The 13,590-nt window shown below is 62.7% G+C and carries 9 protein-coding genes; all 9 read right to left on the bottom strand.

The window, feature by feature from the left end; all coding sequences use genetic code 11:
• Positions 1 to 100: 100 nt before the first annotated feature.
• A complete protein-coding gene (hisS, locus tag BUB62_RS06380) occupies positions 101 to 1,546 on the bottom strand; it encodes a histidine--tRNA ligase (protein ID WP_073107665.1) in 1,446 nt (481 codons plus the stop codon).
• Positions 1,547 to 1,633: 87 nt separating this feature from the next.
• Positions 1,634 to 3,619: a tetratricopeptide repeat-containing sensor histidine kinase gene (locus BUB62_RS06375; protein WP_159437414.1), complete on the bottom strand. Its 1,986-nt coding sequence runs from the start codon at positions 3,617 to 3,619 to the stop codon at positions 1,634 to 1,636.
• A 384-nt stretch (positions 3,620 to 4,003) separates the two neighbouring features.
• Positions 4,004 to 6,454 carry a TonB-dependent receptor gene (locus tag BUB62_RS06370; protein WP_084538872.1) on the bottom strand — a complete coding sequence of 817 codons (2,451 nt, stop codon included), beginning with the start codon at positions 6,452 to 6,454 and terminating at the stop codon, positions 4,004 to 4,006.
• A gap of 432 nt (positions 6,455 to 6,886) precedes the next feature.
• Entirely contained in the window at positions 6,887 to 7,264 is a 378-nt protein-coding gene (locus tag BUB62_RS06365; RefSeq protein WP_073107660.1) for a hypothetical protein, read from the bottom strand.
• Positions 7,265 to 7,386: 122 nt separating this feature from the next.
• Complete coding sequence (locus BUB62_RS06360) at positions 7,387 to 7,806, bottom strand: carboxypeptidase-like regulatory domain-containing protein (protein WP_084538871.1); 420 nt, start codon at positions 7,804 to 7,806, stop codon at positions 7,387 to 7,389.
• Positions 7,807 to 8,743: 937 nt separating this feature from the next.
• Positions 8,744 to 10,153: a toxin-antitoxin system YwqK family antitoxin gene (locus BUB62_RS06355; protein ID WP_073107656.1), complete on the bottom strand. Its 1,410-nt coding sequence runs from the start codon at positions 10,151 to 10,153 to the stop codon at positions 8,744 to 8,746.
• Between the two features lie 146 nt (positions 10,154 to 10,299).
• A complete protein-coding gene (locus BUB62_RS06350; RefSeq protein ID WP_073107655.1) occupies positions 10,300 to 11,484 on the bottom strand; it encodes an acetyl-CoA C-acyltransferase in 1,185 nt (394 codons plus the stop codon).
• 114 nt (positions 11,485 to 11,598) lie between these two features.
• Complete coding sequence (locus tag BUB62_RS06345; RefSeq protein WP_073107653.1) at positions 11,599 to 12,576, bottom strand: tetratricopeptide repeat protein; 978 nt, start codon at positions 12,574 to 12,576, stop codon at positions 11,599 to 11,601.
• On the bottom strand, positions 12,573 to 13,547 hold the full coding sequence (locus tag BUB62_RS06340) for a VWA domain-containing protein (RefSeq protein ID WP_073107651.1): 975 nt from the start codon (positions 13,545 to 13,547) through the stop codon (positions 12,573 to 12,575). Before BUB62_RS06340 ends, BUB62_RS06345 begins: the two co-directional genes overlap by 4 nt.
• Positions 13,548 to 13,590: the final 43 nt, after the last annotated feature.

Genomic DNA, 13,590 nt, shown 5'->3' with positions numbered 1-13,590 from the left:
TTAGAAGCGGACCTGTTTCTACCGATCTGTCGCCCCGCTGGGGCTGGCCGGCGGCAAGTTTGGCAGCGTGAGTAACAAACGTAACGAGGAACAAACGTGACTACCCCAGCGTCGCTACCACCTCGGGCAGCGTCAGCGTCTGTTCCTGGCCGGTGCGCAGGTCTTTGAGCTTGAACGTGTTCAGGGCCAGCTCCTCGGGCCCTTGCAGCAGCACGTAGGCAATGCCTTTGCCGTCGGCATACTTAAACTGCTTGGCCAGCTTGGCCGGCTCTGGGTAAAGCTCGCTGGCAATGCCGGCGGCCCGCAGGTCGCGCAGCACGGGCAGCATGGCGGTCATGGCGGCCGCGTCGAAGTTGGCAATCAGGCAGCGGGTGGTGGCCGCCGCGCCCTCGGGGAACAGGTTCAGCTCCTCCAGGCAGTCGTAGAGGCGGTCGACGCCGAAGGAGAAGCCCACGCCCGACACGCCGGGCAGCCCGAAGGCGCCGGTGAGGTTGTCGTAGCGCCCGCCGCCGCTCACGCTGCCCATGTTCACGTTGTTGATCTTGATTTCGAAGATGCAGCCCGTATAATAGGAGAGGCCGCGGGCCAGGGTGGGGTCAAATTCTAGGTTCTGGAACTGCTTGAAATCAAAGCCGCGCAAAATATTAAACACTTCCTGCAACTGTTTTATGCCTTTGCTACCAACTGGCTCTGCATTTGGATCAGACATAATTTCTTTGAACATGGCATTCACGTAAATCATACGCTCTTCAGAAGTCATTTTCCGATTACCATCATCTGTGCGTAATAAATAGGTAAGCCATTGGAAGCCATTATTGCTAAAGCCCCGTTCTTTCAACTCTTGTTTGACTCCTTCAGTGCCTATTTTATCAAGCTTGTCTAGCACAACAAAAAAGTCAGACTCTTTGCTACGATTCTCAGCTGCAGCGAAGAAGATGCCACGCAAAGCATCCCTGTGATTAATCTTTATAGTGTATTTGAGCTTTTGATCTTCTGATTTAGCTTCCTTATTGAGAGTATCTAATACCTCGCACATCATCAGCACAATTTCTGCCTCGCAGAGCAGCGAATCGGTGCCCACCACGTCGGCGTCGCACTGGTAAAACTCGCGGTAGCGGCCGCGCTGGGGGCGGTCGGCGCGCCACACGGGCTGAATCTGGTAGCGCTTGAAGGGAAACACCAGCGTGCCCCGGTTCATGACCACGTAGCGGGCGAAGGGCACGGTGAGGTCGTAGCGCAGGCCTTTCTCGGCTAGTTTGGGCAGCACGCGGCGGGTGGCCCGGCCGTCGTCGTTCTGCAGGTCGTCGGCCGTCACGTCCTTGAGGAAGTCGCCGGAGTTCAGGACTTTAAACAATAGCTGGTCGCCTTCGTCGCCGTACTTGCCGGTGAGCACCGAGAGGTTTTCCAGGGTCGGGGTTTCGAGCGGAGCGTAGCCGAACTTCTCGAACGTGCGGCGGATGATGCCGAAAATATAGTTGCGGCGGGCCACTACGGCCGGACCAAAGTCGCGGGTGCCTTTCGGGATGCTGGGCTTCTGAATGCTCATCGGGAAGTATGCGGAATGATGCCGCGAAGGTACAACCAGCGGCCTTACTTCATTCCGCGCCCCCGGCGGGCCGGCCCCGCGCCCCGCTCAGCCGGGCAGCGAAATCGTGAATTCGGTGAACTCGCCCTCCCGCGACTCCACCGCGAAGGTGCCGCCGTGGCTCTGCACCACTATGTCGAAGCTCAAAGACAGGCCCAGCCCCGTGCCCTCGCCCGGCGGCTTGGTAGTGAAAAAGGGCTGAAACACCTTGGCCTGCACCTTTTCGGGCATGCCGGTGCCGTTGTCGCGCACCCGGATTTCTACGGTCTGGGAGGTGGGCCGGCGCGTGCGCACGGTCACGGTGGGGCGGTAGGGGGGGTGGGGCCGGTGGCCGGGAGTGGCGGCGTGCTGCTGGCGCTGGCGCACGGCATAAAAGGCGTTGGCAAACAGGTTCAGCAGCACGCGGCCCACATCCTGCCGCACCACCGTCACCAGGCCCAGGTTGGGGTCCAGGTCCTGGTGCAGGGTGGCCGAAAATGCCTTGTCGGTGGTGCAGAAGCTTTGGTAAGCCAGCGTTAATGATTCCTCCACCAGCGCGTTCAGGTCGGTGGGGGTGCGGCGGCCCGAGCCGGCCCGCGAGTGCTCCAGCATATCCTTGATGATGCTGGAGGCCCGCTGCCCGTGCTGACTGATTTTCTGCAGATTCTGCCGCAGTCCGGCCAGCGTGTCCGGCTCCACGGCCACGCCTATTTCGGACCCGTGGTGCTCTTCCAGCAGTTCCTCCAGCAGCTCGGTGCTCACCTCGGCGAAGTTCTTGACGAAGTTGAGCGGGTTCTGCAGCTCATGGGCAATGCCAGCCGTGAGCTCGCCCAGCAGCGCCATCCGCTCGCGCTGCACCAGCTGCTCCTGCACGGTTTTCAGCTGGGCCAGCGCGTTGCTCAGCTCGTCGCGCTGGGCGGCTATCTGCTGGTTGCGCAGGCTGAGCTGGCGGTTGGCGCGCTGCTTGAGCCGGATATTGCGCCACAGCAGCAGCACTACCGGCAGCACGCTCAGCAGGGCCACCACCAACCATTGTCGGCGCTGCGCCTCCACGGCCAGCTCCATATCATCGGCCAGCTCCTGCTGGCGCAGCCGCTCACTCACGTCCAGGGCCTGCAGCTGGGCTATCTTGGTGAGGCTGAACAGGCTGTCGCGGGTGGCGCTGGCCAGCGTGAGGTAGCGAAACGCGGTGGCGCTGTCGGGGCGGGCGGCCCAGGCGGCGGCCAGAAACTGGCTGGCCTCCAGCACGCCCTTGGGGTAATGGCCCTGCTGCCCGGCCCGCAGCGCCTGCTCGGCATAATACAAGGCCGAATCGGCCCCGGCGCGACCCTGACGCTGAAACAGCCGCGCCTGCCCCAGATAGGCCCGGCACAGCGCAAACGTGATGCGCTGGGGCCGGGCCCGCCGGATGCTGCGGCGGTAGTAGCTCTGGGCCAACGCTGGCTGGCCCAGCGCGGCATACACGTTGCCCAGCATGGCCGCGTCGCCCACTTCGCTGGTCAGGTCGGGCAGACTCAGGTCCAGCGCGTAGCCCTGGCGCAGGTAGAGCAGGGCCGAGTCGAGGCGGTTGAGCTGCTGGTAGGCATTGCCGATGTTGCCCATCACGCGGGTGAGCAGCTTGCGGTTGTTGCTCTTTTCGGCCACGGCTTTGGCCCGCAGAAAATACGCCAGCGCCGGGCGGCTGTTGCCCTGTTCCCAATACTGATAGCCCAGCGCATTATAGGCTCTGCCAATCAGCTCCGGGTCGCGCAGCGCCTCGGCCTCGCGCAGGCCCTGCAGGCCTACTTGGAGAGCAGCCGGATAGTTGCCGGCCTCGCGGAAGCCGGAGCCCAGCCGCACCAGCGCCCAGCAGCCGCCCCGCCGAAACCCCAGCTGCCGGGCCAGCTGCAGGGCCTGCTTGCCGTACGTGATGGTAGCCAGCGGGTCGGTTTGGGTGTGCTCGTAGGCCAGCTGGGCCAGCAGCAGCACGCGGGTCGTATCGGGCGGGGCGGTGGCCAGCTGGTGGCGCAGGCTGTCGATCCGGCGGTCGGCCTGGGTGATGACGGCTTCCGGCATGAGCCACCACAGCAAAAAGATGCTCAGTATTTTCATCGCTGCCGCCCTCCGCACTATGCTGCTATACTGCTGCCCCGCCTCGCTCCCCGAACAGCCCGCACTCCTTTCGCCGGCCCGCTCTTCCCCCCAGCCGATTTCCTGCTCCGGCCAAGCCCTTACTGACCACTGAATTTACGCATATTACCGCGAACCTGAACCATGACCACCTTTCTCTTCCCGGTGGCGCGGGCGAGTCTCGCCGCCGCCCCGCCCGGTTCTGGCCGAAAACCATCGGATACCAAAAAACCGGGATTCCGCCGGGTGAGTGGCGAAAATCCCGGTTCATTCATACAAGGGCACAGCAGGCTGGGGCGAAAAAGCAGAAGAAAAGCCTGATACGACTTATTACCCCCCAAACCCGCCGCCACCGCCCTGGGGCGCGCTTTCAATCTTCTTCGGCGGCTTGTTCAGGCCGAAATACCAGGTGAAGCCCAGGTAAGCCACCCGCGTTTCATACTTATTCAGATAAGTAGCCTCCAGGCCCGGCCCGAAAGCCGTGATGCGCTGGCGCTGGGTGTCGAAAATGTCGCTTACGCGCAGCGTAAGGGCTCCGCGCTCCTGAAACAGGCGCTGGCGCAGGGCCACATCGAGGCCGCCCTGCGGGGCCAGTCGGCCCTGCGGCGTGATGACGGCCGCGCGGTAGGTGCCGGTCAGTTGCACATCAAGCTTGGGCGTAGGGTTGAAGGTATTCTGCAGCCGCGCCGTGCCCGTCAGGTTGCGGCGGCTGGCCTCGGTGCCCGTGGCGGCCGTGATGCGGTTGCGAAACAGCGAGCCGCTGGCCGCCACGCGCCACCACTTGGCCACCGGTTGGTTCACCGAAAGCTCGGCCCCATAGCTGGTGCTCTGGCCCAGATTCACGCTTTTTTCTACCGTCACCACGCCGCCGGCCCCATTCTGCCGCGTGGCTTCCTCATCCACTTCCCGGATGCGCTGGATGGCATTGGTGGTTTGGCGGTAGAACAGGGTGCTGCTCACGCTGGCCCGGCCCACCGAAACCTGGTGGCCCAGCTCGAAGGCGTTGATGTATTCGGGCCGCAGGGCGGGGTTGCCGAGGCGGTAGTAGCGCGGGTCCTGGTAGAGCGGGAAGGCCAGCAGCTGCATGAAACCGGGGCGGTTGAGGCGACGGGCGTAGCTGAGCTGCACTTTCTGATCGTGGGGCAGGGTGCGGGCCACGGTGGCCGAGGGAAACAGGTTGAGGTAGCGCAGATCGAAGCGGCCCTGGCGGCCTAGCACTTCGCCGTAGGTGTGCGTGTATTCGGCCCGCAGGCCGCCCTGGTAGCTCCACGGGCCCAGCTGGCGTTGGTAAGTGGCGTAGCCGGCCTGCAGGTATTCGGTGAAATCGTAGGCAAAGGAGCGGTCAGAAAGGCGAGTGGGCTGCTCGGGGTTTTGCAGCAGCAGGAAGTCGTCGGTGCCATTGTTTTGCTGCCACTGGCCCTTCAAGCCCACATCCAGGCGGCTGAGCGAGTCGAAGGGGTGGGTGTAGTCGAGCTGGCCGTAAGGCGCGTGCAGGCGCACCCGGAACACCTGCTGCCACTCGGGCTGCACGGCGGTTTCGGTAGTCAATTGCTGGCCCACCACTACATCGGCCCACAGCCGCGTGTAGCCCGCGTTGGCGGTCAGCTCGCGGCCCTTGTGGGCGGCCCAGGTGCGCCGGTAGTCGGCCGAAACGTCCACGTTTTGCACGTCCTCGCTCACCCGCAGGCGGTTTTGCTGCTGCTCGGTGCCCGTTTCGGCGCGCAGCGTGGCCTGCTGGTTGGCTAGGTTCAGGCCGCGGCTGCTATTGGGTTCCGCCGTGAGGGTCAGGCTTTGCTCGGGCGAAAACGTATAGTCGAAGCCCAGCCGGCCGCCGTGATTGGTGTTGTGGCGCAGCGCCCGCCCATCCTGACCAATGAAAAGCGGCTTGCCAGCCAGCACGGTGTTCTGGCGCACGTCGTTGGTGCTGCGGTAGCGGTCGTCGCGCATATCATACGAGCCGAACACGTTCAGCTTGCCGGTGCGGCGGTTCAGGCTCAACGAGGTGTTGTACTTGTCGCGGCTGCCCAGGTTGGCCGTGGCCTGGCCGTTCCAGCCGTCTTTGCGCTGCTTTTTCAGAATGATGTTGATAACGCCGCCCGCGCCGGCTGCATCGTAGCGGGCCGAGGGGTTGGTCACCACCTCCACCTTCTCAATGGCGCTGGCCGGAATCTGGTCCAACCGGGTGCCGGTGCCGCCATTGGCCGCGCCCGAAGGCTTGCCGTCCACCAGCACCGTGATGTTGGTGCTGCCGCGCATGCTCACCGTCCCATTCTGGTCCACGCTCACCGAAGGCACATTCTGGAGCACGTTCACGGCCGTGCCGCCCACACTGCTCAGGTCTTTTTCCACGTTTATCACCTTCTTATCCAGGCTTTCGACCACCGCAGCCCGCTCGCCCTGCACCGTCACGCCGGCCAGCTGCGTGGCTGTTGCCGCCAGCCGCAGTGGCCCCAGCTGCGCATTGGGCGCCGCCGCCGTGAGCGAAATGGCCTTGCGCAGCGGCTGATAGCCTAGCACCGAGGCCCGCAGCAGGTAAGAGCCCAGGGTGGCTTTAGAAAAGGCGAACGTGCCGTTTTCCGCCGTCTGGGTGCCCTGCACGAAGCTTGAATCTTGGGCCCGCAGCAGCACTACCGTGGCAAATGGCAACGGCTGGCCGCTGCTTTTATCCAGCAAGGCGCCCGTAACCGACCCAGTCTGCTGGGCCCGTAGCGTGAACGGCAGCAGCACCAACAGCAACCCGAGGCACCGCAATGCCTGGCAAAAGCGTGAAACGTGTTTCATGGGAAGAAGAAAGTGAGTGGAAGTGGCCTGCAGGCTTGGATCTACCAGACGGCCGCGGTTCCGCTGGTTCTCCGGTTAATTCCTAGCTGCCCGATGGTTTCGGGGCCGGCGCGGAATGTTAGACTTGATAGTTGGGTGCTGTCCGGAAGCCTGATTAACAGGTTTTTATAGCAGTACGCCCCCGGGCGAAGCAACAGAGAAAGCGTGGAGCGCGAACAAATTGACCGCCAACAGAACAAAGTTAAAAAAAGGTACTATGTTATGCAAGGTAGTTTTATAAAATAATAATACAGCTTAGCATCCCCCAAGGCCCATAAGGCTACTAATACCCTAATATTAGTCGCGGGCCCGGTTCTTGGGCTGCTACGCCGGCCCCATAGCTGGGCAGCGAATTCCGTTGCCCGGACATAAGGCCGGCGTAGCAGTTCAGCCTTACATTGCCGCGTAGGTACGCTGGGCGCGGCGGAATAAACCTAGGCCATTGGCCACCAATGAGTTATTTCTGGCTTGCTGCACCCGCACCACACCGTCGCTCAGCATCCGGGCTGTGCGCCGGCAGGCAGCAGTACCTTTGCTCAGATCAAGGCAGAGGCCTTCGAGGCGTTCCTCGTAGATTTTTTCGTGCTGCGCCGTGTAGAAGCGCACCACGCTGTAGTCGCGCTGGAGCTGGTTGGTTTCCACGGACCAGTAGCCAATGCCCGGCTGCTTGGCATCTTCCGTGTAGACAGACACTTGGGCACTGGCCAGGGTGGTAGAGCAGCTCAGCACAACGGCCAGCAGGCCCAGACGGAAAAGCAAGGAGGTTTTCATGATTCAGAAGAAAAAAGAGTTGGGGAAAATGGGAGGCAGGATCAGCCGCAGCGCTTTTAGCAGTATCTGCAGACTGCGGGCAATTATTTGGTATTGAGTGAATTGCGGGAAATTTAGTCGCCTTATTGCAGGACGCTCAGCAGCAGCCGGGGCGTTTTGAGCACCGAAGCCAGCTGGCTGCCCAGAGGGAGCAGTGCCACATTGCCCAGGGCCACCGTGGTTTGTCTGGCATCAAAGCGAACCCGGGGTTGGTTGGGATGATAACCCAGCACGGTGGTGCGGAACGAATACTGCCCGAAAGGAACCCGGGCCATCCGGAAGGAACCATCGGCGCGGGTAGTGGCACTGCTGATCAATGAGTTATCAGAAGTTCGCAGCAATACCACGTGGGCATTGGGAATGGGCTCCTGGGTGTCGGCATCCAGCAGTTTGCCGGTTAGCGTGCCGTGGGCGGGGCTCTGCGCTACCAGAGAAGGTGAAGCCGCCAGCAGCAAAAGCAACGAGAAAAAAGCAAGCGCACGGACAAAGAATGACGTTTTCATGGCAATGGGGAAAGGAAAGTGAGGGAAAAGGTCAGCCGATGCGCGTCCGGAAAGCCGCGGTTCTGTCCCGTTGCACGGGGCTGAGCAAGAAAAAAAGAGAAGGTAACCGAGCCCGCTGTCACAGGCTTTTAGGGAAGAGGCAGCGAAGCTAAATCCCGGCTCATTTAGCCAGGAAGGCTCTGGAAACAGTGAGGTGATGCCTTACAGGAGGGCAGACCGTGCGCTAGGCAGAGGGAAGGAACGCAACAAAGATAAATTAAGGTACTATGCAACGCAAGGTACTTCTTAAATTTATTTTCATTCGGGCTGAAAAAGTAGGAAAGAGCGGAGATGCGGCTCGGTTGAAACGAGCCCGGCTTTAAGGCCGCAGTTGTCAGGGTAGATGGCAGCCAGGGGAGAAGGGTTGCCCGGAGCGGTAAAAAATAGCGGAAACATCTTTTTGCCCATGAGCGCAACGGACTTGCGAAGCTGAAGCCGAAAAGAATGACTGTCCATAGCGCAATGATGTGAGGTGGCGCGTGGTGAGCACTAGGCACTAGGAAGCGGGAAAGTGAGGCGGCCGGTTGGCGGCCCGCCCAGCAGCCGGGCGGCTCCCGGCGGACTAAAAGCGCGCTGCTGTATCGGCATGATCTGCTAGCTGCCTATCTGACTACGAAACGATTCGTAGGTTGCATTCATTGCATTAGCAGAAGAAAATATTTGCGATAATTTTTTCTGCGCTTTCTAAAATCGGCGTTTCCGGGCCGTAGCGCCCGTTTTGGGTACGCTAGCTGCCGGCCAAGTTGCTGCCTGCCACCCGTAGCTCCCAAGCGCAACCTATAGACCAGCACCTCGCCGGGCAGTTGCACAGTGGCAGGCAAACCGCAGAAAACATAAAACCGCCGCCATAAGCTATGGCGGCGGTTTTATGGGTAGGAGCAGGTTCAACAGCTGGGCGCTACTTGCCCGCTTTCACTTCCTGACCGTTGCGGAAGGTTTTTCTTTGCGCTACAGTCTTGCCATCGGGGCCGTAGTACAGCCAGGGGCCGGTTTCGCGGTTGTTGCGGAAGGCGCCGGTTATTTCGGGCGTCCCGTCTTCGCGCAGCTGCCGGAAGGGGCCGGCTTTCAGGCCTTTCACGTAGGTGGTTTCTGCTTTGAGCTTGCCCGAAGGGTGAAATTCCTGGCTCAGGCCGGCGGGCTTGCCGTTTTCGTAGAGCAACTTGCTTTGCAGCGTGCCGGTGGGGTAGTAGGTCAGCTTTTCGCCCGCCAGGCGGCCGTTCACGTAGCTTTCCTGCTGGTGCAGCTGCTTGCCACCGGCATAAAATGTGCGCCACAGTCCGCTGGGCTGGCCGTTTTTAAACTGCTGATCGGCCTGCACGCTGCCATCCTCGAAGTAGGAGGTGATGCGCCGGTCGCGGGCCTGGTTGCTGTAGTCGGTTTTCTGCTGGGGCTTGCCCGACTCGTAAAAATCTTCCTGGGTGCCGGTCAGCACACCGTTGCGGTAGGTCAGCTTGCTTTTCAGGGCCCCGCTTTCGTAGTAGGCTTTGGCGGGCCCGTCGAGGTTGGAGGTGCCGCCGGCCAGGCTCTTGGCCTGCTTGGTCAGGTCGTCCGACAGCGGATTCTTGATGGCGCGGCCCGTGAAGGTGCCCGCCACGTAGGTGCCTTCGGTGCGCAGCTTGCCCGAGCGGTAGTAGCTGCGGTAGCTGCCCCGGCCTGATTTGTCGGTCAGCACCTCGGTTTCCACCTGACCATTGTCGTAATACGTTTTGTAGGGGCCGGCCAGCAGGCCGTGGCTGTAGGTGCCTTCGCTCTGGAGCTGGCCGTTGGGAAAATAGGTTTTGGCCGGCCCGTTGGCCTGCCCGTTCAGGTAGGTTATTTCAGCTTTGGGCTTGCCCGAGGGGTACAGCGCGCGCACCGCGCCGGCCGGCTGGCCGTTGGCGAGGGTGGTTTCCAGCTTCACTTCGCCGCTGGGGTGGTAGTAGCGCAGCGTACCGGTGGGCTGGTCGTTGTCGTAGGTGCCTTCCTGGGCTATTTTGCCGGTTTCGTAGTAGGTTTTGAACGGGCCTTGCCGCACGCCCTGCCGATACGTGACCTCCAGCCGCCGCTGTCCGCCGGGATGAAACTCCACGTAGGCCGAGTCGCGCTTGCCGCCGGCGTAGCGGGTCTGGGCTTCCAGCCTGCCGGAGCGATAAAAGCGCTTGTACGGCCCTTCCATCACCGTATCGCCCGCCACGAGGGCCGAGTATACCTCGCGCCGGCGGGTATTGGTCGAGTCGTAATAGGTGGTGAAGCGCCGCAGCTTCTGGGCCTGGACGGCCGTGGCAAGCAGGAGCAGCAGGAGTGAAAGCGAAAAGGAAAGTCTAGTCATAGCTGCAAGAACGGGGGAAATGGGAAAGTATTTTTCGCGCCCTGAATCAGCCCGAAAACAAAAGCCCTGCCGCAAAAATGCAGCAGGGCTTTAGCAAGTCAGTCCCGAAATCAGTGAAATCGGAAAAATCCGAGCGAATCCGTGGTTTAGATCTTCTCAATCACGAGGCTGCTCGCGCCGCCGCCGCCGTTGCAGATGCCGGTCACGCCGATTTTGCCGCCTTCTTGGCGCAGCACGCTCAGCAAAGTCGTCACGATACGGGCACCCGAGGCCCCCAGCGGGTGGCCCAGGCTCACAGCGCCGCCGTACACGTTCACCTTCGAGCCTTCCAGGTTCAGCAGCTTGTTGTTGGCCAACGATACCACCGAGAAAGCCTCGTTAATTTCGTAGAAATCCACTTCCGAAGCATCCACGCCGGCATTTTTCAACGCCTTCGGAATTGCCAATGAAGGGGTGGTCGTGAACCACTCGGGAGCCTGCTCGGCATCGGCGAAGCCGCGGATGATGGCCAGCGGGGTTACGCCCAGCGCTTCGGCTTTCTCGCGGCTCATCAGCAGCACGGCCGCCGCGCCGTCGTTCAGGGTCGAGGCATTGGCCGCTGTCACGGTGCCGCCATCCTTCACGAAGGCCGGCTTCAGGCCGGGCACTTTCGTGAAATCCACTTTCAGATATTCCTCATCGTCCTCTACCACCGTGGTTTTGCCGCGGTTCTCAATGGTCACGGGCACAATTTCGTCCTTTTTCTTGCCGGCTTTGGCCGCGTTGGCGCTGCGGGTGTAGCTCTCCATGGCAAAGGCATCCTGCTGCTCGCGGGTGAAGCCCATTTCCTTGGCCGTGTTCTCGGCCGCGTTGCCCATAGCATAGTCGTGGTACGGGTCCCAGAGGCCGTCGCGCACCAGGCCGTCAATCATCTGGCCGTGGCCGTACTTAGCGCCAAAACGGGCTTTATCGAGGTAATACGGCACATTCGACATGCTTTCCATGCCGCCGGCCAGCACCACATCAGCCTGACCCAGCATGATGGCCTGGGCGGCATACATAATGGCCTTGGTGCCCGAAGCGCACACTTTATTCACCGTCGTGCATTCCACCGTATCGGGCAGGCCGGCTTTCTTGGCGGCCTGCCGGGCCGGAGCCTGGCCCAGGTTGGCCGAAATGACGTTGCCCATAATCACCTGCTGCACTTCCTTCGGATCAACCCCGGCTTTTTCCAGGGCTCCTTTCAGCGCAATGGCTCCCAGCTCAGTGGCCGACAACGACGACAGGCTGCCGCCGAACGAGCCAATGGGAGTGCGCACAGCGGCTACGATTACAACTTCTTTGGTTTGCATAAGCTAAGAGGAGGGGTGGGGAATTAGGTTGGATTGGGCAGTAAAGGTAAGCATTGGCCGATAGCTGCCGCCTGCTGCCGTCGGCGCGGCCTGCAAATCTTTCCCGCGCCGCCGCTACCAGGCCGGCTTGCCCGAATCCGGCTTGCGGGCCGATTTGTGCGGCAGCTGCTGCAGATACTGCTGCTCGGCCGCGTTCAGCGCCTCCAGCAGCTGCCGGGCCTGCCCCGAGCTGAGGTTCATCTGCTGCAGCCGCTCGCGCTGGGTCTGGAGTTGAGTTTCATTGAGCGCCGCCTGCTCCGCGCTGGCCGTTCGGGGGGCTCCGGTCGGCGGCCGGACTTCGCCAGCGTCATTGCTCAGCCCCCGCACCTGGCCGGCCTGCGTGCCCTGCGCCACCGCCTGCCGGTTGCCCTGCCCCAATTGGAAACCGCCTTTCGCCCCAGTGCCGGCACTGTTTTTCGGCCGGGCCGGGTCGCGCTGGCCCCGCTGGTCGGGGCGGGGCCGGGGGGCGCTGCGCGGGTCGGTGGGCTGAGTGGGGTCGTCGAGCAGGCCGGGCTGGTCGGGGCCGGGCTGCGGGCGGGGGCGGCTGGCCGGGCTCTGCGGGTCGGGAGCCGCGTCGTCGGCCGCCGAAGCGGGCGGCGGCAGCTGCGGTTCCTGCCGGCGGCGGTCCAGATACGCTTTTAGCGCCTCGTAGTTATACCGCGCCCCGGCATTGGTCGGGTCGGCGAGCAGGGCCTTGCGCAACAACGCCACGGCCTGGGCATAGTCGCCCTTTTGGGCCGCCAGCACCGCCAGCTGCTGCCGCGCTATGCTGCGCGTGTGCGGCTGCCGGCTCGTGAGCAGGCGGCCGTAGAAGCCGCGGGCTTCGGCCGGCTGCCCGGCCAGCACGCACGCATGGGCCAGATTCAGTACCACCGCCTCATCTCTGGCTCCCAACTGCTCCACGGCTTTGCGGTAGGCCAGCGCCGCCAACCTGAAATCCCCTTTCGCGTAAGCCGCCTCCGCCTGCCGGATGGCCGCGTTCCGGTCCCGGATGTGGGTCAGGCTGCCCCAGCTTCCCAGCACCAGTAGCGTAGTCAGCACGATGGTCTTCATGGCCGGATTACTTTCACGGTGATGAGCACATCGAGCAGCAGCAGTGCCAAGGCGAGCACCAGCGGGTAGCGGTAGCGGTTGTCGGCCACCGATACGGTACGCACCTGCTCCGCTTGGCCCTCCACGCGGTTCAGGGCATTAAGGAGCAGCGGAAACTCGTTGCGCCGGTCCGTCAGCTCAAAATACTGCCCGTTGGTTTGCTCCGCCAGCCGGCGTAGCGGGAGCGGGGCCAGCCGGCTTACGGCATCGCGCCCCTGGGCATCGCGCACGTAGCGGCCCGCGGCGCGGGGCAGGCGCGCCCCATCCAGCGTACCCACGCCCATGGCAAAAAGCCGCGCCCCCGAGCGGGTCAGCTCGCGCAACGTCGGCTCCAGGCTTTCGCCAAAGTCCTCGCCATCACTCACCAGCACCAGCGCCGTGGCCCTGGGCGGACTGCCCGCCAGCGTCGGCGTAGCGCTGATGCGGGCCAACGCCAGCGCCAGCGGAGCCGCCAGATCGGTAGGCCCCACCGGCACCAGATCCGTTTGCAGCGTACTAATAAAGAGCTGCAGCGCCCCCTGGTCGTAGGTAAGCGGGCACTGCACGAAGGCATCGGCCGCAAACACGATCAGGCCGATGCGGTCGGCCTGAAAGCGGCTGACGAGGGCCGTCAGCTCGGCTTTGGCTTTCTGCAGGCGGGTGGGCACCACATCGGGCGCATCCATCGAGCGCGACAGGTCTACCAGCAGCCATACGTCTTTGCCGGCCGTGCGCACTGGCTGCTGGGTCACGCCATAGGCCGGGCCGAGCAGCGCCACCAGCAGCAGGGCGAAATAGGCCAGCCGCAGCCCCAGCTTCCAGCCCAGCCGCCAGGCTTTCTGGCGCAGCGGCGCGGCCAGCCGGCGGGTGCGCAGAGCATAGCCCAGGTATAGCCCAAAAAAAAGAAGGGCCGCCGAGAGCTCCAGCCACGAGAGCGGAAAGGCCCACTTCATGAGCGCGGCGCGTAAGCCAAGTGGTTAAAATTCATTTGAAAGC

The sequence above is a fragment of the Hymenobacter daecheongensis DSM 21074 genome, from assembly GCF_900141805.1.
In the GTDB taxonomy this organism is placed as follows: Bacteria; Bacteroidota; Bacteroidia; order Cytophagales; family Hymenobacteraceae; genus Hymenobacter; species Hymenobacter daecheongensis.
This window is presented reverse-complemented; position numbering and strand designations above follow the sequence as displayed.

Coding starts and splice junctions, on each gene's coding strand:
- BUB62_RS06365 (WP_073107660.1), bottom strand. CDS start 7,264: ATGAAAACCTCCTTGCTTTTCCGTCTGGGCCTGCTGGCCGTTGTGCTG.
- BUB62_RS06375 (WP_159437414.1), bottom strand. CDS start 3,619: ATGCCGGAAGCCGTCATCACCCAGGCCGACCGCCGGATCGACAGCCTG.
- BUB62_RS06340 (WP_073107651.1), bottom strand. CDS start 13,547: ATGAAGTGGGCCTTTCCGCTCTCGTGGCTGGAGCTCTCGGCGGCCCTT.
- BUB62_RS06370 (WP_084538872.1), bottom strand. CDS start 6,454: ATGAAACACGTTTCACGCTTTTGCCAGGCATTGCGGTGCCTCGGGTTG.
- BUB62_RS06350 (WP_073107655.1), bottom strand. CDS start 11,484: ATGCAAACCAAAGAAGTTGTAATCGTAGCCGCTGTGCGCACTCCCATT.
- BUB62_RS06360 (WP_084538871.1), bottom strand. CDS start 7,806: ATGAAAACGTCATTCTTTGTCCGTGCGCTTGCTTTTTTCTCGTTGCTT.
- hisS (WP_073107665.1), bottom strand. CDS start 1,546: ATGAGCATTCAGAAGCCCAGCATCCCGAAAGGCACCCGCGACTTTGGT.
- BUB62_RS06345 (WP_073107653.1), bottom strand. CDS start 12,576: ATGAAGACCATCGTGCTGACTACGCTACTGGTGCTGGGAAGCTGGGGC.
- BUB62_RS06355 (WP_073107656.1), bottom strand. CDS start 10,153: ATGACTAGACTTTCCTTTTCGCTTTCACTCCTGCTGCTCCTGCTTGCC.